This is a genomic window from Cellvibrionales bacterium (genome assembly GCA_016713115.1).
Taxonomy (GTDB): Bacteria; Pseudomonadota; Gammaproteobacteria; order Pseudomonadales; family UBA7239; genus UBA7239.
In genome coordinates, this window is the sequence record JADJPU010000001.1 from 1641765 (window position 1) to 1665418 (window position 23654).

Below are 23654 nucleotides of genomic sequence, written 5' to 3' on the forward strand. Positions count from 1 at the left end.
TGATAAAAACCCCCGGCAACCCCGGGGGTTTTTTTTAAGCGAGAGATACGGTTTGAATATATTGGCGATTGATACCACGGGTTCAGAATGTTGCGTAGGTATTGCTAGGCAGGACGGTCTGCATTTTTTGCAGACAAAGTCTTCTGCGCAGTCTCACTCGCGTTGCATTCTCTCCACAATCGACGCTCTATTGTGTGATGCGGCATTGTCGCTATCGGATTTGCAGTTATTGGTGTGGAATGCGGGTCCAGGTTCGTTTACCGGCATACGCATTGCCGCTAGCGTGGTGCAATCTTTGAGCTATAGCTTACAAATCCCTTTCCTGTCTGTGTCTGCTTTAGAGGCGCTTGCCTTTGCATCGGCGCGCACCTTGGATGAGAGCAATCAAGAGCGGCGCATTAAAGTCGCCGTTGATGCGCGTATGAACGGCATCTATTGGGCAAGCTTTTTTTATAGTTCGAGTGGTGAGCTAAAGCGCACAGAAGATGACCATTTGATAAGCCTAGAGGTGTTTGCGGCGCAAAGTGAGCAAATGGAATTGGGTACGGTATACGCTGGAGATGTTTGGCTAACTACTGGAAAAAAAACACATGTCAACGCAGCGATTGGCGATTTAATCGCATTGGCACAAACAAAACCGCAACAAGCGTGGCAATATCGAGCTGAAGAATGTTTGCCAAATTATGTGCAGTCGAGCATTAATTGGCAAAAGCGCGCCCGCTACCAAACACCTTAGAACAGATAGTCATCGCCACTTTGGGTTGCCTCTCCCTCTTGAGCGTCGGGCGAACCGTTATTTTCTGCATCATCACCGCGAAAAATTTCAAACTCGCCGCTGACATCCGTCTTGTCAGACGCTTGTTCTGCATCGGCATGTGCTCTCGCAGTAACCAGCCCCGACGGCATTGTTCTCTCAATCACAGGTTGGTCTTTGAGTGCTTCGCGCATGTATGAAATCCAGATGGGCAGTGCAGCGGTACCGCCAAATTCGCGTTTACCCAGCATAGTGTTGTCGTCAAATCCAACCCATGCAGCGGTAGCTATTGCGGGGTTGTAACCAACAAACCAAACATCGGTAGGTCCGTTCGTTGTTCCTGTTTTACCCGCAATGTCAGAACGGTTGAGTACGGTAGCAGCATGCCCTGTGCCGCGTCGAATAACATCCTTCAGCATATTGTCGATAATGTACGCTGTTTGTTCGTCGACAACACGCGGTGCAAGTGTCGTTATGTTGTCTGTACTTGTTTGTGTGTCAGCCGCACAGTCTGCGCAAACGACCTTGTGTTTTTGTTGATAGACAACATTTCCTTTAGGGTCGGCAATTTGCTCCACTAAAAAAGGCTCCACTTTGAATCCGCCATTGGACAGCACGGTGTATGCCGTTGCCATGGTGAGAGGCGTGAATGCGTGAGAGCCCAAAGCTATAGAAAGATTTGGATCCATGTTTTGTGTATCAAACCCAAATCGCGGCAAACTGCTGATCAGTGATTTCACGCCAATACTTTGCAGCAGACGGATGGCAACCATGTTGCGCGATTGATACAGAGCCTGTCGCAGTGGAATCATGCCGAGATAAGTACCGCCATGGTTTTCTGGTCGCCATGGTTTCGACATCCCAGCTTCCTGAAAGACAATGGGAGAATCGTCTACGAGTGTTGCAGGTGTGTACCCATTTTCTAGTGCCTTTAGATAGATAAAAGGCTTAAAGCTAGAGCCGGGTTGCCGGAGTGCTTGTGCTGCACGATTGAACTTGCTGTAGGCAAAGTCGGTTCCGCCAGATAGCGCAATGATTGCACCTGTTTTGCTGTCGAGAGAAGCGAGTGCAGCTTGAATGCGTGGAATTTGGCTGATCTCCCATTTATTTTCACCGGTGCTGTGTAAGCGAATGAGATCACCTACTTGATACACTTCAGCAAAACTTTTTGGTGCTGGAGCAATATAGTTTTCAGATTTATAAGGTTGTAGGCGTTTTGCTTCCGAGGCGCTCCAGTTAAGGGTGACACTACGATTATTGGAGAGCACAAGAGAGAGCGACGATTTGTTGATACTCGCAACAATCGCCGGTTCAAGAGTACCCACTTTGCCATAGTCCCTCAGTACAACAGACCAGTAGCTAGGCATTTGTTTGGCGGGTAGCGTTGGGACAGGAAATTGTTTTTCAGCGCCGCGATAACCGTGGCGTTTGTCGTAATCAACCGCGCCGTCCCACACGGCTTTTTGTGCGTCTAGCTGCAGGCGTGAATCGACAGTGGTGCGCACGATATAACCGCCGTTGTAGGCTTCGCTGCCCAGTTTTTCGACCGCAAATTGTCTGGCCATTTCAGCGATATAAGGCGCATCAATATCCGTCTTTAGGCCGTGATAGGTGGCGACTTCTGGTTCGGCCAATGCTTTATCGTGAGCGGTTTTATCGATATAACCCAAAGATAACATGCGCCCTAAAATCCAGTTGCGTCTTATGAGCGCGCGCTCAGGATTCACCAGCGGGTTGTACTTAGACGGCGCTTTAGGTAGCCCCGCCAACATTGCCCACTGTGCAAGGGATAACTGATCTAATGTTTTTCCGTAATAAACATACGCGGCTGATTGTGCACCGTAGGCTTTGTGGCCTAGATAAATTTTATTGACATACAAACTAAAGATTTGTTCTTTTTGTAGAGTCCTTTCGAGTTGTATAGAGAGAAGAATTTCATTGAATTTACGGATAAAAGATTTTTCAGAACTGAGAAAAAAATTGCGTGCTAACTGCATGGTGATTGTGCTACCACCTGACCGAATACGCCCTGTTTTGGCCAGTTCACTGGCAGCTCGAGCTAAGCCTGTAGGGTCAACGCCGCCATGTGTGAAAAAACGGTCGTCTTCAGCAGCTAGTACAGCTTTTATATAAGAGGGAGGAAGAGCTGAATAAGGCAATGGTTCGCGACGCATTTCACCAAACTCGCCCAACAACAAGCCATCTTTGCTGATTATTTTTAGTGGAGTTTGCAGCTTCAGATCGACAATGCTGTCTATTTTGGGTAGCTGAGGCCCTAAATAAAGGGTAAAGCCACAGATAACAGCAGTTCCAGCGGCTAAAACAAGCATGATACTCAGGAAGGTGACTCGAATGAGCCAGAGAAGATGTCGCATCAAAAGTCTTTTAAATCAATATGTTGGAGTTTGTTTGTGAGGATTTACTGCAGTGTTGGTATTATAAATGTGATTTTGTGAATTAGGTATCAGTTTGGGTGCTTGCAGACCTTACTTAAAGTAATGTAGCATCACCTCGTCGTAAGTATCGGATGCGAATAGGAAAATGGCTATTTCAGGACTCTTCCAAAGAAAACAACCACCCGTACTGGGGTTGGACGTTAGTTCGACATCAGTGAAGCTGTTGGAGCTGAGCCGTAGCGCAGCAGGTTACCGCGTTGAGAGTTACAGCGTTAAGCCGCTCCCCCCTAGTGCGGTAGTAGAAAAGAATATAGCAGAACAGGATGCCGTTGCGGATGCGATTAGCAGAGCCGTTCAACAATCTAAGACCAAGCTGAAACATGCAGCCGTTGCAGTTGCTGGTTCAGCTGTTATTACCAAAATCATCGAAATGCCTGCTGGATTGGATGGAGATGCTCTAGATCTCCAGATTCGTATGGAGGCTGACCAATACATTCCTTATCCCATCGATGAAGTGGCGTTAGATTTTGAAGTTATTGGCCTTGTACCTGGTCAGGCAGATCGCGTTGAGATACTGCTGGCGGCTTGTCGTAGCGAGAATGTTGATAGTCGTAAGGAAGCTATTGAAGATGCCGAGCTAATTGCCTCGGTTGTTGATGTTGAGGCTTATGCAATGGAGCGAGCGTTTTCTCTGATTCTGCCGCAGTTGGGTGGGGGTGAGGATTCTGTTGTCGCCATTGTGGATGTTGGTGCAACCATGACCACCTTGAATGTATTGCACGGAGGCAAAATTATTTACACGCGCGAGCAGTTGTTTGGAGGCAAGCAATTAACTGAAGAAATTCAGCGGCGCTATGGCTTGTCAAACGAAGAAGCGGGTCTTGCTAAAAAACAAGGCGGCTTGCCAGATGATTATGAGAGTGAAGTTCTGCAACCATTCAAAGATGCAGTAGTGCAGCAAATAACGCGCTCCTTACAGTTTTTCTTTTCTTCCAGCGACTTTAACGAAGTTGATTACATCGTTCTGGCTGGAGGCGTGGCCTCTATGGAAGGCCTCAGTGATTTGGTGCAGGGCAAATTAGGAACACCAACCACCGTTGCAAATCCTTTTGCCAATATGTCGGTGGCTTCCCGCATCAATCCGGTTGATTTGAGCAATGATGCGCCTGCCTTAATGATTGCGACAGGTTTGGCTCTAAGGAGTTTTGACTGATGGCCACAAAAATTAACCTGCTTCCTTGGCGCGCTGAGCTGCGGGAGCAAAGAAAGAAAGAGTTTCTGGCGGTTTTGGGAGCGAGCGCCGTTGTAGGGCTTCTCGTTTTTGCTGTTTGGTATATGGCGATTGCAGGCTTCATCAGCCATCAACAGCAACGAAATGCAAAAATTCAAAATGAGATTTCGCTGTTGGATCAAAAAGTTGCTGAAATTGATGCATTGAAAAAGCAGCGTAATGACATGATTGATCGAATGAAAGTTATTCAGAGTTTGCAGGGAACTCGCCCATTAATTGTCCATATTTTTGATGAGCAGGTTAGCAAGTTGCCAGACGGGGTTTTCTTTAGTCGCGTTGAGCGAAAGGGAGAGAAGATTTTGATCAGCGGTACTGCGGAGTCAAATAACAGAGTTTCCACCTTGATGCGCGACCTGAATAACTCCGAGTGGCTAAAAAACTCAGTATTAACGAAGGTAGAGGCTAACCCGTCATTTGGAGACCAAGGAACAAATTTTGATCTAAGTGTCGATGTGGTTTTGCCCGATAACGATAAAAAAGATAACGCCAAAAAAGAGGGTGAAAAATAATGTCACTCCAAGATAATTTAGAAAAAATTAAAAATGATTTCAGTAATTTGGACCCGGAAAACATGGGTTCATGGCCGCTGCCTGTCAAAGTTGTTTGTTGGGTGCTGATGGCTATAATCGTGATTGTTCTCTCTTATCAGTTTGTATTAAAAGAACAAACGGCGGTGCTCGATCAGGAAATTCAAAAGGAGCAGACGCTGCGCACTAGCTTTGAAAGCAAGGTTGGTGAAGCTGCAAATCTGGAAGCGTACAGGGCTCAAATGAAAGAGATGAAGGAATCTTTCGATGCGTTAGTTTTACAGTTGCCCAAAGACACCGAGGTGCCTGGGTTGCTGGATGACATATCCAACACGGGGCAATCTAGTGGGTTGAATATTGAATCCATCAAATTGTTGCCAGAAAAGAAAGCTGATTTTTATGTGGAGCTGCCAATTGATATCCAAGTGAGTGGTGGATATCACGACTTTGCTACCTTCGCTAGTGGAATTGCGGGTTTGCCGCGTATCGTGACTTTACATGATTTCCTTATTGCTCCTGTGGATGCTAAGTCAGGAGCAAGCAAAGCAAGTAGTGATGTGCGTAATAGTGAAGAACTTACTATGACGATCACAGCAAAAACTTATCGATACGGTAATTCGTCATCTAATGATGCTGCCAAGAAGGGCAAGGATGGTGGCAAATGAATAGTAAAAACAACCTCACACTCAAGATTATTGTGATGTCGTGCGCCTCTTTATTAATGGGGGGGTGCGGTGACAGTGGTTTATCAGACCTAGATAGTTACATGCAAGAAGTGCGGTTGAGGCCAGTTCCGCCGATTGAGCCAATTCCAACATTTCCACAGTTCGAGGCTTTTATATACAAAGCTGCAGGGAAGCGTAGCCCATTTGAAAAGCCTCAGGCTTTGATCGAGATTGAAATTGATGGGAATAAAGTAACGGGTGGTGCGGTTGTAAAGCCGGATGAATTGCGGCCTAAGGAATATCTTGAGCAATACAATATCAGCTCAATAACCATGGTTGGCACAGTTACAAAGGATGGCGAAATATGGGGGTTAGTTGATGACGGAACATCTAATATCCACCGTGTGCAAGTGGGTAACTACATGGGGCGTAACCATGGAAAAGTGTTTCATATTGATAATGGGCGCATTGATTTAAAGGAAATCGTGCCTAATGGGGACGATTTGTGGGTAGAGCGTCCTAAGACGCTGCAATTACGCGAATCCGCAGAACAATAATTGATCCGGGTAAATAAAATGACACATCAGTTAAATACAACTGGAAAGGAAAGGGGTGGCCTTGTGAATAATATGAAAAAAATATTGGTGGCGACTTCGCCGATTCTTTTTTCTTTCTTGGCTGTGGCTGCACAAGCTACAACATTGAAAAACATTTCATTTGCGTCACTTCCAGGTGACAAGTTTGAAGTAAAAATGGATTTCGATGTTAAGCCTCCCGAGCCAAAGGGCTATAACATTGATAAGCCCGCTCGTGTTGTCATGGACTTTGAGGGCGTTGATAGTGCGCTTAAAGAGAAAAAATATCCGCTATCTTTTGGTAGCGCGAAGAGCGCGAATGTGTTGTCTGATGGCGGCAGAACGCGCTTGATTTTGAATATGACACAATTGGAAACCTATAAAACACGGTTTGAAGGCAGTAGCTTCATCATGACCGTTGGCAAGAGTGAGATTCAGGAAGTTAGTAAAAAAGGCGTCAGCTTGGCTGAGAAGATCGCTTCAGATACTTCGACTTATGGATCTGCCATTAAGGATGTCGATTTCCGTCGTGGTGAGGGCGGTGAGGGTAAAGTTGTTATTTCAATGACTGATCCCAATGTTAATGTGGGTGTTGAGGACACAGGCAATCAAATCACTGTAAATTTCGGCGGGACGCAATTGCCTGTAGCTCTGAGAAGAAAATTGGATGTGGTTGATTTCGCTACGCCGGTTCAATCTGTATCGTCTGATTTCAGCGGCGGCAATGCGGTATTTACCATTAAGTCGAACGGTAACTATGACTACATGGCGTACCAGACAGACAATCAATATGTAATTAGTGTTAAGCAATTGTCTGAAAAGGAACAGGAAGAGCGTGCACAGAAATTTAGTTATGTTGGTCAAAAGCTGTCATTAAACTTCCAAGACATTCCTGTGCGTTCTGTGTTGCAGCTAATTGCTGACTTTACAGAGCTGAACTTGGTTGCCAGTGATACGGTTGAAGGAAAAATCACACTGCGCCTAGATAATGTGCCTTGGGATCAGGCCTTGGATTTGGTGTTGAAAACCAAAGGTCTAGATAAGCGCCAAGTTGGTAATGTGCTGATGGTCGCTCCGGCTGCTGAAATTGCTACGCGTGAGCGTGAAGAAATTGAAACCGCGAAGCAAATGCGAGAGCTTGCTCCAATTCGTACGGAGTTTTTGCAAATCTTGTACGCAGATGCAAATGATATTTATAAATTATTTGAAAAGTCTGGCGGGGTGAGTGCAAATGGGCAGTCAGAGGAGAGTTTACTGTCAGCGCGTGGCTCAGCAACGCTTGATAGCAGAACCAACTCTATTACTGTCCATGATACAGAGGCAAAAATTCAACAGATTCGTGATTACATCAAGCGCATTGATATCCCTGTGCGCCAAGTGTCTATCGAAGCGCGTATAGTAAAAGCCACTTCAGGTTTCCGCGAAGATTTGGGTGTGATGTGGGGTTTAGATCTTAGTGCAAAAGATACTTTTGTTAATGGGTCTATTAATAATGTGTTGAGTGGCAATAATGCCCTATTTAGAAACAGGGGCGATAAGTCGGGCTCTTATGTAAAACCGGACGATCTTGACATTATCAGTACGCCTACTGGTGCTGACTCCATGGTTGTCGATATGCGAGCTAAGCCAGAAGAGGGTGATCCGGGTTCGTTTTCAATCGGGTTGCTGGGCAATGATGGCTGGTTGGCTGTTGAGCTCTCAGCATTAGAAAAAACAGGTAAGGGCGAAGTCGTTTCTCAGCCAAAAGTAATTACTGGCGATAAGCAGAAGGCTGTGATTAAAAGTGGTCAGGAAATTGGTTATCAAGAAGCCTCGTCTAGTGGTGCGTCTACTACATCTTTCAAAGAAGCAGTGCTGAAACTTGAGGTTACTCCGCAAATTACACCAGATGATCGCATTATTATGGATTTGATCATTAACAAGGATAGCATTGAGAGTTTTGTTGCCGGTATTCCTGTTATCGCCACCACGGAATTGACCACGCGCGTTTTGGTTAACAACGGAGAGACCGTGGTGCTTGGTGGTATCTTTGAGAACGAAACGGTAGACGAGGTGAAGAAAATTCCTTTCTTGGGTGATCTACCTTTGGTTGGGCGCTTCTTCCGTAACACATCACAGAGTGATAGCAAGACAGAGTTGTTGATCTTCGTAACGCCTCGCTTGTTGCAGGATCCACTTGCTGATAAGCGTTGATGTGTGAAGGCGTTAATCAGTCCGTTGTCGGTACGCAAGATGGCAGTTTGCCAAATCTGTATCTTGTCGGCCCCATGGGGGTCGGCAAGACTACAGTAGGAAAGGCGCTAGCTGATGCGCTGCACCTAAAATTTGTAGATGTTGATAGGGAGATTGAGCTGCGCGCTGGCGCAGATATTCCTTGGATTTTCGATGTTGAAGGCGAAGTAGGATTCAGGCTTCGTGAATCACGCACCCTCGAAGAAATTGCTGCGCAGCCAGGCCAACTGATAGCGACAGGCGGCGGTATCGTACTCTCTCCAGTTAATCGCACAATCATAAAAAATACAGGCTTTTGCGTGTATTTGAAGGCAGAATTGCAACAGTTAGTGCAGCGAGTTGGTCGCGACAAGAAGCGTCCGTTGCTAAGAAATGGTAACCCTCGAGAGATTCTGCAAAAAATCATTGAAGAGCGAGAGTCGTTGTACATGGATGTGGCTGACTGCGTTGTGCAAACCAGTGCTAAGCCCATGAGGTATGTCGCTCGTGAGGTTATTCGCTTATACAGGTTGCACTATAATTGCTGACAGTGTTTTGTCGTGATTGGTGTGTGCTGTGAAAACGCTTTCTGTTGAGCTGGGTAGCAGGTCTTACCCGATTTATATCGGTAACGGACTATTAAATAACGCCTCCTATTTGTCTTCTCACTTGGCTGCCAAGCAGGTTTTGATTGTTACCAATGATCGTATTGCGCCCTTGTATTTAGAAAAAGTGAAACAGTTGTTTTCTGGACAGACATGCCACGCTGTTGTGCTTCCCGATGGTGAAAAGCATAAGAACCTAGAAACCGTGAACCTTGTCTTTGATACATTGATTCGTGAAAAGCACAGCAGAACAACTACGCTGGTAGCACTGGGCGGTGGCGTAATTGGTGATATGACGGGTTTTGCTGCTGCCTGTTATCAGCGTGGCGTAGCATTTATGCAAATTCCCACTACTTTACTGGCGCAGGTTGATTCTTCGGTGGGCGGAAAAACGGGTGTGAATCACCCGCTGGGAAAAAACATGATCGGCGCTTTTCATCAGCCGGAATGTGTGTTGATTGATGTGGAAACATTGAACACATTGCCGGATCGTGAGTATCGGTCTGGTCTGGCTGAGGTGATTAAGTACGGCCTTATCAATGACAAACCGTTTTATGAGTGGTTGCAGGAAAATGCTGATCTTTTGTTGCAAAGAAATTCAGATGCGTTGGTTCACGCTATCGAATGTTCGTGCAGCAATAAGGCCAATATCGTTGCAGTTGATGAAAAAGAGATGGGTGTTCGTGCGCTGTTGAATTACGGCCACACCTTTGGGCATGCCATTGAAGCTTGGCAAAATTACACGGGTTATTTACATGGCGAGGCGATTGCTATTGGCTCGGTGATTGCTGCTGAACTGTCGGTTAGCTTGGGTCTGTTGTCTCAAAAAGACGGTAATGCCGTGCGCACTATCATGGCGCGGTTGGGTTTGCCGACATGTGCTCCAGCAGGCATGACTGCGGATGACTTTATTGAATTTATGCAGCGTGACAAAAAAATCTTGGATGGCAGCTTGCGTCTGATTCTGCTTGAAGCTATTGGTAAAGCGGTGATTAAAGATTCCGTGCCTATTGATCTAATTAATCGAGCGATAGATGCCTGTCGCGAAGATGTTGGGCGGTGAACAGTTTGAACGACTATCCATCCAGAAAAGAGCCATTTGTTTCTGATGCTACAGCTTCCGATGTCGATCCGGAGTTGATAGAAGAAACATACAGTGGCTTTACCGCTGAAAACAGACGCGATCATGTGGCGGTTACAGCGCGACATAGCAAGCAGCAAGTTTTTTTGTTGCCGTTGTTGATTGTGGTGTGTATTTGTTTGGGCGGTATTGTATGGCTGGTAAGTCGATCAGGCGAGGAGTCGCAGCAAAGCGTTGTACTGCAACCTTTATCCGTAGTGCCGCCGCAGCCAGTCAGTGCTGAACCTCCTGTGCTGCAGCCATCCGCACAGCAAGCACCTCCGCCTGCCGCATTGCAAAGCTCCAATGCCAATGTGCCTGAAGCCATCGCGCAGCCAGTGAGTGTGACTTCAAAGCCGGTTGTTCCGCCCAAAACCGATACGAAGTTGACGCCTGCAGAGAATAAACAGACAACGCCCAAGAAAGTGGCAAAGCCAACACCGACTGCTGAAAAGCCTGTTAAATCCGGTGGCGTGAAGTGGAAGGCGAAGCCAGATAACTACACTGTACAGTTGATTGCAGCTTTCAATGAATCTGGTGTCGAGCGCATCAGAGCACAATTGCCCCCAACAACGCCCAGTACCATTCACAAAACAACTAAAGACGGCAAGCCGTGGTTCATTTTGGTTTACGGCTCTTTTGCTACAAAGCAGGAGGCGCAGACCGCACTGTCTGAGTTACCGGACGCACCGAAAAAGGGCGTGAAACCTTGGGTGCGCAAACAGGGCGAGGTTTTCGCGCAATAGACTGGTATTGCTGCACTTTTTCCTTCACAAGAGGTGGGTTTTTTCGCTAGAATCGCCCCCCCTTGCCCTCCCAGCAATGTTTCAAATCACTCTAGTTAGTAGCGGAGAAGAGTTATGCGTGCGCGCGGCTTATACAACCCGTCCAATGAACACGATGCCTGCGGTATCGGGTTTGTCGCCCATATAAAAGGCCAAAAGAGTCACTCTATTATTGAGCAAGGCCTGCAGATTCTGGAAAACCTTGAGCATCGCGGCGCGGTGGGGTCTGACCCGTTGATGGGCGACGGCGCGGGTATTTTGATCCAGATTCCTGACCAGTTTTACCGCGAAGAAATGGCAAAACAGGGCGTAAACCTGCCGCCCGCCGGTGAGTACGGTGTGGGCATGGTATTTTTGCCGAAAGAATCAGCTTCGCGCATTGCTTGCGAGCAAGAAATTGAGCGCGCTGTGCGCAACGAAGGGCAGGTAATTTTGGGGTGGCGCGATGTGCCGGTTGACTTGGCTATGCCCATGTCGCCCACCGTGCGCGCCAAAGAGCCTGTGATCCGTCAGATTTTTATTGGCCACAGTCAAAGCGTGTTGGTAACAGATGCGTTAGAACGCAAGCTGTATATCATCCGCAAGTCATCGGGGCACGCTATTCAGTCTTTGAAATTGCGTCACGGCAAAGAGTTCTTCGTGCCTTCGATGTCGGCGCGCACGGTCGTTTATAAGGGCTTGTTGTTAGCTAACCAAGTTGGTGTTTATTACAAAGATTTACAAGATCCGCGCTGCGTATCCGCATTGGCGCTGGTGCATCAACGTTTCTCAACCAACACCTTCCCAGAATGGCCATTGGCGCATCCGTATCGCATGATCGCGCACAACGGTGAAATCAATACCGTGAAAGGCAATTTCAACTGGATGCGCGCGCGCGAAGGTGTGATGAAATCTGCTGTGTTGGGCGATGATTTACAGAAATTGTTCCCGCTGATTTATGAAGGGCAATCTGATACCGCATGCTTCGATAATGCGCTGGAATTGCTGGTGATGGCGGGCTATCCGATTGCGCAAGCAATGATGATGATGGTGCCTGAAGCGTGGGAAAACCACACGTTGATGGATGAAAATCGTCGCGCGTTTTACGAATACCACGCGGCAATGATGGAGCCGTGGGATGGTCCTGCGGCACTGGCGTTTACGGATGGCCGTTACATCGGTGGCACCTTGGATCGCAACGGTCTGCGCCCAGCGCGTTTTATCGTCACCGATGATGACTTGGTAGTGATGGCATCAGAATCTGGCACGCTGCCAATTTCCGATGCGAATATCACCAGAAAATGGCGCTTGCAGCCAGGAAAAATGTTCCTGATTGATTTGGAAGAAGGTCGCATCATTGGCGACAAAGAGTTGAAGGATACTTACGCCAGCGCCAAACCTTACAAAGCATGGATTAATTCTGTGCGCATCAAATTGGAAGAATTGAAAGCGGCGGATGCTGCTGTTGATGCGTCAACGGTGAGTTTGTTGGATCGTCAGCAGGCTTTTGGTTATACGCAAGAAGACATCAAAACCATTTTGTCTACGATGGCGCAAAACGGCGAAGAAGCTACCGGCTCGATGGGCAATGACTCACCGCTGGCGGTGATGTCCGATAAATTGAAGCCGCTGTACAGCTACTTCAAACAGTTGTTTGCGCAGGTTACCAATCCGCCTATCGATCCAATTCGTGAAGCGATGGTGATGTCCTTGGTGTCTTTCATCGGCCCGAAACCGAATTTGCTGGATACCAATAACATCAACCCGCCGCTGCGTTTGGAAGTGTCGCAGCCGGTGTTGGATGTGGCGGACATGCAGCGTATTCGCGGCATTGATGCATTGACTGGCGGCAACTTCAAATCGTTTGAACTCAATATTTGTTACCCCGTTGCATGGGGCAAAGAAGGTGTAGAAGCGCGCTTGGCTTCTCTGTGTGCCAAAGCGGTTGATGCGATCAAAGATGGTTACAACATTTTGGTTGTGTCTGATCGAAAAATGGACGCAGAACACGTTGCAATTCCCGCGCTGTTGGCAACGGCCGCTATTCATCAGCACTTGGTGAGAAAAGGTTTGCGCACAGCTACAGGTTTGGTGGTAGAAACAGGCTCGGCAAAAGAAGTACATCACTTTGCTTTGTTGGGCGGTTACGGTGCAGAAGCTGTGCATCCGTATTTGGCTATTGAAACATTGGCAGAATTGGCGAACAGTTTGCCTGGCGAATTGACGGCTGAAAAAGCGGTTTACAACTTCAAAAAAGCCATCAGTAAAGGCTTGATGAAAGTCATGTCCAAAATGGGCATCTCGACTTACATGTCTTACTGCGGCGCGCAAATTTTTGAGGCGATTGGCTTGAATCGCGCCTTGGTGGATAAATATTTCACCGGCACACCCTCTAATGTGGAAGGCATTGGGTTGTTTGAAATTGCTGAAGAAGCCATTCGTTTACACAAACAAGCGTTTGGCAACGACCAAGTGTTGGCTTCTATGTTGGATGCGGGTGGCGAGTATGCTTTCCGTGTGCGCGGTGAAGAGCATATGTGGACGCCGGATGCGATTGCCAAATTGCAGCATTCCACAAAAACCAACAGCTACAGCACATATAAAGAATACGCACAGATCATTAACGACCAAAGCCAGCGTCACATGACGCTGCGCGGTTTGTTTGAGTTCCGTTTTGACAAAGCGCAGCCTATTCCTGTGGAAGAAGTGGAGCCGGCAAAAGAAATCGTGAAGCGTTTTGCTTCCGGCGCAATGTCATTGGGTTCGATCAGCAGTGAAGCGCACACCACCTTGGCAGTGGCAATGAACCGCATTGGTGGTAAATCGAATACAGGTGAAGGCGGTGAAGATCCATTGCGTTATCGCGGTGAACAGAAAGGTGTGACGATTAAAGATGGCGACACCATTGCCTCGGTGATCGGCAGCGATCGCATCGTGGCGGATATTCCGCTGCAAGCGGGCGATTCACTGCGTTCGCGCATCAAACAGGTAGCGGCTGGGCGCTTTGGTGTCACGGCTGAATATTTGAATTCTGCCGATCAAATCCAGATCAAAATGGCGCAAGGCGCAAAGCCGGGTGAAGGCGGTCAGTTGCCCGGTGGCAAAGTGTCGGAATACATCGCACAACTGCGTTTTTCTGTGCCGGGTGTGGGCTTGATTTCACCGCCTCCGCATCACGATATTTATTCCATCGAAGATTTGGCGCAGTTGATTCACGATTTGAAAAACGCCAATCCACGCGCTGATATTTCGGTGAAGTTGGTGGCTGAAGTGGGTGTAGGTACTGTTGCTGCTGGTGTGGCTAAAGCGAAATCGGATCACTTGGTGATTGCCGGTCACGATGGCGGCACTGGTGCGTCACCATTGTCTTCTGTAAAACACGCCGGTGCGCCGTGGGAATTGGGTCTCTCTGAAACGCAACAAACACTGGTGCTCAACGGTTTGCGCAGCCGTATTCGCGTGCAAGCGGATGGTCAAATGAAAACCGGTCGCGATGTAGTGATTGCAGCGCTGCTGGGCGCTGATGAAGTCGGTTTTGCTACGGCGCCTTTGGTGGTGGAAGGCTGCATTATGTTGCGCAAATGCCATTTGAATACTTGTTCAGTCGGTGTGGCCACGCAAGATCCAGTGTTGCGCAAAAAGTTTTCTGGCAAGCCTGAACATGTGGTGAATTATTTCTTCTTTGTGGCGGAAGAAGCGCGTCAAATTATGGCGCAGCTTGGTGTGCGTACATTTGATGAATTGATTGGTCGTTCTGATTTGTTGGATAAATCCAAAGCGATTACGCATTGGAAAGCCAAAGGTTTGGATTTCAGCAAACTGCTGTATCAACCAAAAGTGGCGAGCGTTGCAGAGCGTTATCATGTGGAGAATCAAGATCACGGCCTTGATAAAGCACTGGATAACGAGTTGATTGCAAAGTCTGCTGCGGCCTTAGAAAAAGGCACAAAAGTCTCTTTCACTTCGCCGGTGAAAAACTTGAACCGCACCGTGGGCACCATGCTGTCCAGTGAAGTGGCGAAGCGCTACGGTCATGCCGGTTTGCCGAATGACACCATTCATATCGAATTAAATGGCACGGCGGGGCAGTCAGCCGCCGCATTTTTGGCGCACGGCATCACACTGGATTTGGTGGGTGAAGGCAACGACTATGTGGGCAAAGGTTTGTCGGGTGGTCGCGTAATCGTTCGTCCTAACAAAGATTTTCGTGGAGTCGCTTCTGAAAACATGATCATCGGCAACACTGTGCTGTACGGTGCGATTGCCGGTGAAGCGTATTTCAGCGGCGTGGCGGGTGAGCGATTCGCGGTGCGCAATTCTGGCGCTGCCACTGTTGTTGAAGGCGTGGGCGATCACGGCTGCGAATACATGACGGGCGGAACAGTTGTGGTGTTAGGCGACACTGGCCGCAACTTTGCAGCGGGTATGTCGGGTGGTATCGCCTATGTATACGATCCAGCAGGCAATTTTGCTAGCAAGTGCAATATGGATATGGTGAAACTGGAACCAGTTTTGACAGCAGCGGAACAAGACAAACAAGTTGAGCGCGCTATGTGGCACAGCGAACTGCGCGGTGAACAGGGTGTTGAAGATGAAACCTTGTTGAAGAGTTTGATTGAGCGCCATGCAAAATATACAGGCAGTGAGCGTGCGCAAGTCATTCTCAAAGACTGGGATAACAGCCGCAAATTATTTGTGAAAGTGTTTCCTGACGAGTATCGCCGCGCATTGCGCGAAATTAATGCAGCTGCCAGCGTGGCTGCGTAAAAGCCAAGGGTTTCTGTTTGTGTCGTAAACACGCAATCAGAATCTAATTTGGATATAGAGGTTTTTAGTATGGGTAAAGTTACAGGCTTCATGGAGTTTGATCGTCAGAAAGACGAATATGGCGCAGTGGCAGAGCGCCTCAAACACTACAAAGAATGTGTCATTCCAATGGCAAATGAAAAGGCAACAGTGCAAGCTGCGCGTTGCATGGATTGCGGTACGCCGTTTTGTACAACAGGCTGTCCGATTAACAACATCATTCCTGATTGGAATGATTTGGTTTACAAAGGCAATTATCAGCAAGCGCTGAATACACTGCATTCCACCAATAATTTTCCTGAGTTTACGGGGCGCATTTGTCCTGCGCCTTGCGAAGCGGCTTGCACTTTGAATGTAAATCGCGACGCGGTGGGTATTAAGTCCATCGAGCGATTTATTGCAGAAAAAGGATGGGAGAATAGTTGGGTTGTGCCGCAGCCCGCTGCTCAAAAAACAGGTAAAAAAGTGGCGGTGGTTGGTTCTGGCCCTGCGGGCTTGGCAGCGGCGCAGCAATTGGCGCGTGCAGGGCATGATGTCACCGTGTTTGAAAAAAATGATCGTATCGGTGGTTTGATGCGTTACGGCATACCTGGTTTCAAAATGGAGAAATCCGTTATTGATCGTCGTATGGAGCAGATGCAAGCGGAAGGCGTAACATTTCGCACGGGCGTATTGGTTGGTAAAGATTTCCCTAGCATCGTGAACAACTGGTCAAAAGAAACAATTTCGCCAGAACAACTGCAGAAAGATTTTGATGCGGTGGTTATGGCGGGCGGAGCAGAAATGCCGCGTGATTTGCCTGCGCCTGGTCGTGAGTTGCAAGGCATTCATTTTGCGATGGAATTTTTGCCGCAACAAAATAAAGTAGATGCGGGTGACAAACTATCCAAACAAATTCTTGCTGCGGGTAAACATGTGGTGGTGATTGCTGGAGGCGATACCGGATCGGATTGCGTAGGCACATCCAATCGCCACGGTGCGTTGAGCGTGACGCAGTTGGAAGTGATGCCTAAGCCGCCAGAGCAGGAAAATAAACCGCTGGTGTGGCCGTACTGGCCGATGAAATTGCGCACGTCTACTTCACACGATGAGGGTTGCGAGCGCGATTGGGCTGTTTCGACAAAACGCTTTGAAGGCAAAGATGGCAAGGTGGAAAAAATCATCGCCTGCCGCGTTGCATTTAAAGATGGAAAAATGGAAGAAGTGCCAAACTCCGAGTTTGAAATCAAAGCCGATTTGATTTTGTTGGCGATGGGTTTTGTTTCACCGGTTGCTGCGGTGGTGGATGCTTTCAGTGTTGAAAAAGATGCGCGAGGCAATGTGAAGGCGACTACCGATGGCGAAGGCTGCTATCGCACTTCGGTAGATAAGGTATTTACGGCGGGCGATATGCGCCGTGGGCAGTCATTGGTTGTATGGGCTATTCGTGAAGGCCGTCAATGTGCACGAGAAGTGGATGCATTCTTGATGGGGGCATCTGATTTGCCGCGCTAGTATTGGTTGGCAAATTTTTACACAAAGGCCGCCGACTGCGGCCTTATTTTTTTAATAACAGCCAGAGTGTGTTGTGATGACTGAATTAAAGAACGATCGCTTTTTGCGTGCTTTACAGCGACAGCCTGTGGATATGACGCCAGTGTGGATGATGCGCCAAGCGGGGCGCTATCTGCCTGAGTATCGTGCAACACGCACCAAGGCGGGCGATTTTCTTGCGCTGTGCATGAATCCTGAATTGGCCTGTGAAGTGACTTTGCAGCCTTTGCGTCGTTATGCACTCGATGCTGCAATTTTATTTTCAGATATTCTCACCATTCCTGATGCAATGGGCTTGGGTTTATTTTTTGAAGAAGGCGAAGGCCCGCGTTTTCGTAAAACAATCCGTACGGAAGATGATGTTGCTCAGCTGGCGGTAATCAATCCCGCAAAAGATTTGCCCTATGTGTTGGATGCGGTGAAATTAATTCGCCGTGAATTGAACGGTGCAGTGCCGTTGATTGGTTTTTCTGGCAGCCCGTGGACGCTAGCGACATACATGATAGAGGGCGGTTCTAGCCGCGATTTTGTCCACGCAAAAAAAATGCTGTACGACACGCCCGTATTGATGCATCAGTTGTTGGCGGTGCTAGCAGATTCCGTGGCGACCTATCTCAATGAGCAGATTGCAGCGGGTGCGCAGGCAGTACAGATCTTTGACACTTGGGGCGGGGCTCTGAGCCATGCGGCTTACGAGGAGTTTTCACTGGCGTATATGCGTCGTGTGGTTAAACAGTTACAGCGAGAGCACGAAGGGCGAACCGTGCCAGTGATTTTGTTTACCAAGGGCGGTGGGCAGTGGTTAGAGGTGATGGCAGAGTCAGGTTGTGACGCGCTAGGCTTGGATTGGACAGTTGATATTGGTCATGCACGCCAGCGTGTTGGTAGTAAAGTGGCATTGCAGGGTAATATGGATCCGGCAATTTTGCGCGCCTCACCGCAGGCGATACGCACAGAAGTGAAACGCATTATTGAGAGCTTTGGCACACATCAGGGACATGTTTTTAATCTGGGGCATGGGATAACGCCGGATGTGTTGCCAGAGCATGCAGGATGTCTTATTGATGCGGTTCACGAATTTTCTCAACAAAAATAAGCATTTAGTGCAGATAAAGGCTTTGCACTGCCGCTGAAAAACGGTAAATTGATCGCAGAAGTAGTGAAGAACAGGCGATCTCAAGGGAGTTCAGCGTGTCCGGTATTAAACAGGTTAAAGTTGATGTCAATGAGCTGATCATTGGCATGTATGTATCAGGGTTGGATAGACCCTGGTCGCAAACGCCCTTTCCATTGCAGGGTTTTTTCATCCGTCAGCCGGATGAAATCGATCAACTGCGTTTGTACTGCAAATATGTGCTGATTGATGTGCAGCGCGGCAAGCAGCCGGTTGCGGTTAAACATTCCACGATAGAAAAGAAAGGTGGCGGCGGTGCTGCTGATGCGGCTGAGGCAAGACAACGCCAGCAGATCACGGCTGCGCCACTGAAATTGCGCCATAATTTTTACAGCGATCCAGTTGCGCTGAAAAAAGAAAATGTAGCGGCAGAAAAACTGCACAGTGATATCAAGGCCAATCTCAATGAAATAATGAGCGGGGTGAGCCAAGGTGGAGTTGTAGAGGTCAAAAAAGCGACGCAGTTGGCGAGTCAGGTGGTTGATTCCGTTGTGCGCAACCCTGATGCGTTTTCATGGCTGTCGCGCATACGGGATAAAGACGAATTTACTTATGGTCATATCGTGCGCTCGGCAGTGTGGGCTGGCGTATTTGGCAGGCACATCGGTCTTGATAAAAAAGAAATGAATGCCTTGGTATCTGCGTGCTTGCTAAAAGATGTAGGTAAGGTGAAATTGCCTGAGCAGTTGTTGGTGATTCCAGAAGAAGATCGAACACTAGAACAACAAGAAGAATATAAGAAATTTATCGAACACAGCGTTGAGATTTTGCGTACAACCCCAGGGGTGCCCGCTGAAATTATTCATATTGTGCGCAATCACTGCGAGCGTTTTGATGGCTCAGGTTTTCCTCAGGGTTTGATTGGCGACAAAATTCCTTTCTTAGCCAAAGTGGCCGGCATTGTTACGGTTTACGACGCGGTGACAAATCCGCGTAATAGTAAGTATCCATTGGCACCGTCGAAGGCCATGGCGAAGCTGTATGACATGCGCAACATCGAATTCCAAGAAGAGCTGGTTGTGCAGTTTATTCAGGCGCTGGGGATTTATCCTACTGGCACATTGATTGAGTTGAATACCGGTGAAGTGGCTGTTGTCGTGGAGCAAACTTTTGCGCGCCGCCTAAAACCAAAAGTGGCTATCGTTGTTGATAAAGATAAAAATAGACTCAAAGAGCCTGCGATTCTTGATTTGTTTGAAGATTTTTCAGAGAAATTGCGCAAAGCAGAAAAACGCGGCCAACCAACCAGTTCTATTAAAGCAATCGAAATTGTGAAAGACCTAGAGCCCGGCGCTTTTGATATTGATATCGCCGAAGTGCGCGACAGTTACCTTAAGGAAACTTGGAACTGGCGCACCATGTTGGGCAATATTACAGGGCGCTGAAATCAGCGCCTTTTTTATTCCTCAAAGACATAGTCCATTTTTTCGCGCGGTGCTTGTACATAGTTGCCTTGAATAAAGTGTGCGCCTGACTGCCAAAGTGTGGCCATCAGTGATGCTTGTTCTACATAAGGCACGATGGAAGTTTTTCTTGTTTCATTGAGTTTTGTGATCAGCTCTTTGAGCGTATCTGTTTTTTCGTTTTTGTGTTGAATGTCGTTGGCGAATGAGCCATCGATTTTTACCATTTCTACATTCAGGTGCGCCAGTGTTTTAAAAGGGTCTAATGAGCAGCCGAAGTGTTTAATGCTGCAACGAATATTGAGGTCACTCATGGCGTCGCAGAAAGTTTTGGCATGCGTGAGGTAGTTGGCGGCATCGGTTTCAGAAAGCTGCATGATGATAGATTTCGCAGGAATGTTGGCGGTACTCAATGCAACTTTTAACCAAGCGGGGAAGCCTTCATCGCGCAGTGTGGCGGCGCTGATGTTAATTAGCATGGTCGTGTCATGTCCGGTGCTGTGATGCGCAGCTAGGGCTTTTGCAGCATTGATGGTTGTCCAGCGATCTATTTTTTTGCCCAATTCGTTGTTGCTGCCAAGTACGCGGAATATTTCTTTGTTGTCGATGGTTTTGCCGCCTTCATCGGGAACCATGTGTAGCAGCGCTTCATAGTGCTCGGTGGTATCCCCTTGCAGACTGATGAAAGGTTGATACTTCAGCGAGAAGCCATCTTTGCGCAAAGTATTTTCAATAACTTCAGTGATGAGTGAATCATCTTTTTCTGCATCGGCAGCGCCCAGTTTGGCAATGAAGTAACGGGCATCGTTGCCGGTACCATTTTTGCCGGCGCTGCGCACTTCTGCGCAGGCGGTATGCGCACGATCCAAAACTTGATCAGGATTGGTGATTTTTTCTGTGATCGGACAAATGCCGATACTGACCGTCACTTGTGTGGTCTTGCCGCCCGCTTGGCAAATGTGGGCAGCTATTTTTTGACACAAAGTTTTGGCTTGCTGCGTTTGCTGATCTTCGTCGGTGCCGCTGGTCAGCCAAGCAAATTCACCGTCGGCAATTCTGCCTAGCGTGCCATTACTGCCCAGCGTACTTTTGATGAAATCGGCGAGGTCTTTGGTGGCGCTGTCGCGTGCGGATGCGCCCAATGACGCGCGCATTTCGTCGTACAAATCGATGCTGATAATGTGCAGTGAGCTGTATTTGTCTTTTTCTGATGCGTTGTGAACAGCTTGCTCCAAAGCGCTGTTCATATACAGGCGGTTGTAAATACCGGTGAGTGGATCGATGTTGCTGGCTTTTTTGATTTCTGCAGCAACGGCGGCACTATCAAGGCCAATTTGTGCCGCGACGAGTAGCTGTGTGCAGGGGTCGTTTTCATAAACAGCGTGCGTTACTGCGATATCAATATTAAAAGCGCTGCCATCAGCGCGTGTGCCGGTGAGCGCCAACTCTTGTTTGTCATCTTCGCTGAATTTAAAAGCTTTCATGAAGCTTTTGTATTTTTCTTGATCGGCAGTGGCGATGATGTCGATAACGGGTATAGAAATAATGTCGTCGGTTTCTTGGTAGCCAAAACGCTCAGCAAAGCTTTGGTTGGCGTACAAAAACATGCCGTCTTCTACATAGGCAATCGCATCGCGTGAGCTGTCCAATAATTGTTGGCAGCGTTTTTCGGAAGCTAATAATTTTCTATCAGCCGTGCGGCGTTCGCGGCGTTCTTGCAAGTTGCCCAGTTCACGCGCCATAACCATCAGCAAATGCTGATCGTCATCCAGGATCACTACATCGCGCGCGCCCGCTTTCAAGCCATCAATGAGCGCCATCGCCATTTCATCGGGATCGGTTTCTGTCAGAAAAATCGCTGGAATATCTTTGTCCAATTTTTTGATCGCACGCAGTGCATCTTTTGGGTTGCAAGATTTTGCAGCGTCTACGGCTAACAGCAAATCCCACGCTTGATCGCCCAACAATTTTTCCAAGCCTTCAATGCTGGGCACATGTTGCGAGCGCATGGCGTGACCAGAGTTGCGCAACATACTCAGCAGGCGTTCTACCTCGCTGGCGTTGTCGTTGATGATGAGAAGGCGGGTGGTTTCAGATTTGCTCATGACAGGCTTTTTATAAGTGTTTTATAGGATGTAAGACTGGTGGACGATGATAGCGAACTTGCCGATTAAAGGAAAAGCCAACGCTTCGTTTAGACCAGCCAAGACTTCGAGGGCTCCCCTGCGTTTTCGCGCACTAGGCGCGGTACCAGAAAACCCGGCAGTAGCGCTTGCAGCTCACGGTGAATGGCAACAGCTCGCTGATCGTCCAAGGCAAAGTGATGGCTGCCATTTACTTTGTCCAGCACATGCAGGTAGTAGGGCAGGCAACCCGCGGCGAACAAGCGTTCGCTCAAATCGGCTAGCGTGTCGGCGTTGTCGTTGATGTTTGCCAGCAGTACGGATTGGTTGAGCACAGTAATCCCCGCTCGGCGCAGTCTGCCAATGGCGTCGGCAACAGCGGTATCTACCTCGTTGAGGTGGTTGCAGTGCAGCACCATCACGGTTTGCAGGCGGCTGTTGCTGAGGGTGTGCAGTAGGCTGTCGGTGAGGCGCTGGGGAATGACCACCGGCAGGCGCGTGTGGATGCGCAGACGAGTGATATGCGGGATGGCTGCGATATGCTCGGTCAGCCACGCGAGCTGTTTGTCAGGCAGCGAGAGCGGGTCGCCGCCCGACAAAATGACCTCGTTCAACTCGGTGTGTAGGCGAATGTAGTGGAGGGCTTGCTGCCATTCCAAACGGCTATTGCGGTTGTCCTGATAGGGAAATTCACGGCGGAAACAGTAGCGGCAATGCACCGCGCACAGACTGGTGCTAATGAGCAGCACGCGGGAGCCATATTTATGCACGAGACCGGGAACAGGGTTGTGCGCGCTTTCGTCCAGCGGATCGCTGACAAACCCTGGCTGCTCTAACAGCTCAGCCGTTTGCGGCAAAACTTGCAGTAGCAAGGGATCTTGCGAGTTGCCGATTTCGATGCGTTCTAAGTAGGGTTCCGGCACGCGCAGGGGGAAATTTTGGCAGGCTAGTGCGATAGCGGAAGACTCGGCTGTCGGCAGCGCAAGGCGCTGGCATAAAACGGCGGGATCGCTGATCGCTGTACGCAAAAGGCTTTGCCAATCCTGACAGGCTGCATGGGAAACGGGTATCATTGCGCCTCTTTTTTTGGGCTTGTTTTTCAGGCCTGTTTGTTGCGACAGCGAGGGTTTATGGCGAACTATTCTACCAGCGAATTCAAAGGCGGACTCAAAGTGATGCTGGACGGGGATCCGTGCAATATTCTGGAGAACGAGCATGTTAAACCCGGCAAAGGGCAAGCGTTTAACCGCGTGAAATTGAAGAATTTGAAAACCGGTCGCGTGTTGGAAAAAACTTTTAAATCGGGCGACACATTGGAAGGCGCTGATGTGTCCGATTCGGACATGCAGTATTTGTACAACGATGGCGAATACTGGCATTTCATGGAGCCGGAATCGTTCGAGCAACATCAAGCCAATAAAGCAACCGTTGGTGATGCGGCGCTGTGGTTGAAAGAACAAGACACTTGCATCGTCACGCTCTACAACGGTTCTCCTTTGGCGGTAACTCCGCCGAACCATGTGGTGATGGAAGTGGTAGAAACGGACCCAGGCTTGCGCGGCGATACCGCCACCGGCGGCACCAAGCCGGCGAAATTGGCAACAGGCGCCGTGGTAAAAGTGCCGTTGTTTATGAATGTGGGTGATTTGATCAAAATTGATACGCGTACGGGTGAATACCTCAGCCGCGCTAAAGAGTGAGTGCAGA

General features: G+C 48.5%; 17 protein-coding genes. 14 read left to right on the forward strand and 3 right to left on the reverse strand.

Annotation, left to right across the window (positions count from 1 at the left end):
• Window positions 1-52: 52 nt before the first annotated feature.
• The gene (tsaB, locus tag IPK30_08150; GenBank protein ID MBK8103240.1) at window positions 53-736 is read left to right on the forward strand and encodes a tRNA (adenosine(37)-N6)-threonylcarbamoyltransferase complex dimerization subunit type 1 TsaB; all 684 of its coding nucleotides are present in this window, start codon (window positions 53-55) and stop codon (window positions 734-736) included.
• On the opposite strand, the gene IPK30_08155 is transcribed toward tsaB, so the two are convergent.
• Window positions 733-3084, reverse strand: coding sequence for a penicillin-binding protein 1A (locus IPK30_08155; GenBank protein MBK8103241.1), 2352 nt, complete (start codon window positions 3082-3084; stop codon window positions 733-735). The genes tsaB and IPK30_08155 overlap by 4 nt on opposite strands.
• A 211-nt stretch (window positions 3085-3295) precedes the next feature.
• On the opposite strand from IPK30_08155, the gene IPK30_08160 reads away from it, so the two are divergent.
• The 12 genes from IPK30_08160 to IPK30_08215 all read left to right on the forward strand — a co-directional run bounded on the left by IPK30_08160 (window position 3296) and on the right by IPK30_08215 (window position 19806).
• On the forward strand, window positions 3296-4363 hold the full coding sequence (locus IPK30_08160; protein MBK8103242.1) for a pilus assembly protein PilM: 1068 nt from the start codon (window positions 3296-3298) through the stop codon (window positions 4361-4363).
• Entirely contained in the window at window positions 4363-4950 is a 588-nt protein-coding gene (locus IPK30_08165) for a PilN domain-containing protein (GenBank protein ID MBK8103243.1), read from the forward strand. Before IPK30_08160 ends, IPK30_08165 begins: the two co-directional genes overlap by 1 nt.
• On the forward strand, window positions 4950-5633 hold the full coding sequence (locus tag IPK30_08170; GenBank protein ID MBK8103244.1) for a type 4a pilus biogenesis protein PilO: 684 nt from the start codon (window positions 4950-4952) through the stop codon (window positions 5631-5633). The genes IPK30_08165 and IPK30_08170 overlap by 1 nt, the downstream gene beginning before the upstream one ends.
• Window positions 5630-6190, forward strand: coding sequence for a pilus assembly protein PilP (locus IPK30_08175; GenBank protein ID MBK8103245.1), 561 nt, complete (start codon window positions 5630-5632; stop codon window positions 6188-6190). The genes IPK30_08170 and IPK30_08175 overlap by 4 nt, the downstream gene beginning before the upstream one ends.
• Window positions 6191-6262: 72 nt before the next feature.
• The gene (locus IPK30_08180) at window positions 6263-8401 is read left to right on the forward strand and encodes a type IV pilus secretin PilQ family protein (GenBank protein MBK8103246.1); all 2139 of its coding nucleotides are present in this window, start codon (window positions 6263-6265) and stop codon (window positions 8399-8401) included.
• A gap of 47 nt (window positions 8402-8448) precedes the next feature.
• The gene (locus tag IPK30_08185; GenBank protein ID MBK8103247.1) at window positions 8449-8967 is read left to right on the forward strand and encodes a shikimate kinase; all 519 of its coding nucleotides are present in this window, start codon (window positions 8449-8451) and stop codon (window positions 8965-8967) included.
• A gap of 28 nt (window positions 8968-8995) precedes the next feature.
• The gene (gene aroB, locus IPK30_08190) at window positions 8996-10087 is read left to right on the forward strand and encodes a 3-dehydroquinate synthase (GenBank protein MBK8103248.1); all 1092 of its coding nucleotides are present in this window, start codon (window positions 8996-8998) and stop codon (window positions 10085-10087) included.
• A gap of 5 nt (window positions 10088-10092) precedes the next feature.
• The gene (locus IPK30_08195; protein MBK8103249.1) at window positions 10093-10890 is read left to right on the forward strand and encodes an SPOR domain-containing protein; all 798 of its coding nucleotides are present in this window, start codon (window positions 10093-10095) and stop codon (window positions 10888-10890) included.
• A 114-nt stretch (window positions 10891-11004) separates the two neighbouring features.
• Window positions 11005-15675: a glutamate synthase subunit alpha gene (locus IPK30_08200; GenBank protein MBK8103250.1), complete on the forward strand. Its 4671-nt coding sequence runs from the start codon at window positions 11005-11007 to the stop codon at window positions 15673-15675.
• 69 nt (window positions 15676-15744) lie between these two features.
• Window positions 15745-17208, forward strand: coding sequence for a glutamate synthase subunit beta (locus IPK30_08205; GenBank protein MBK8103251.1), 1464 nt, complete (start codon window positions 15745-15747; stop codon window positions 17206-17208).
• 76 nt (window positions 17209-17284) lie between these two features.
• Window positions 17285-18343, forward strand: a complete 1059-nt coding sequence (gene hemE / locus IPK30_08210) for a uroporphyrinogen decarboxylase (protein ID MBK8103252.1) — start codon at window positions 17285-17287, stop codon at window positions 18341-18343.
• 146 nt (window positions 18344-18489) lie between these two features.
• Complete coding sequence (locus IPK30_08215; protein MBK8103253.1) at window positions 18490-19806, forward strand: DUF3391 domain-containing protein; 1317 nt, start codon at window positions 18490-18492, stop codon at window positions 19804-19806.
• Between the two features lie 14 nt (window positions 19807-19820).
• On the opposite strand, the gene IPK30_08220 is transcribed toward IPK30_08215, so the two are convergent.
• Both IPK30_08220 and epmB read right to left on the reverse strand, forming a co-directional pair.
• Window positions 19821-21929, reverse strand: a complete 2109-nt coding sequence (locus IPK30_08220) for an EAL domain-containing protein (protein ID MBK8103254.1) — start codon at window positions 21927-21929, stop codon at window positions 19821-19823.
• A gap of 89 nt (window positions 21930-22018) precedes the next feature.
• The gene (epmB, locus tag IPK30_08225; GenBank protein ID MBK8103255.1) at window positions 22019-23020 is read right to left on the reverse strand and encodes an EF-P beta-lysylation protein EpmB; all 1002 of its coding nucleotides are present in this window, start codon (window positions 23018-23020) and stop codon (window positions 22019-22021) included.
• Window positions 23021-23077: 57 nt separating this feature from the next.
• Here epmB and efp point away from each other — a divergent pair, with 57 nt between their 5' ends.
• Complete coding sequence (gene efp / locus IPK30_08230; protein ID MBK8103256.1) at window positions 23078-23647, forward strand: elongation factor P; 570 nt, start codon at window positions 23078-23080, stop codon at window positions 23645-23647.
• Window positions 23648-23654: the final 7 nt, after the last annotated feature.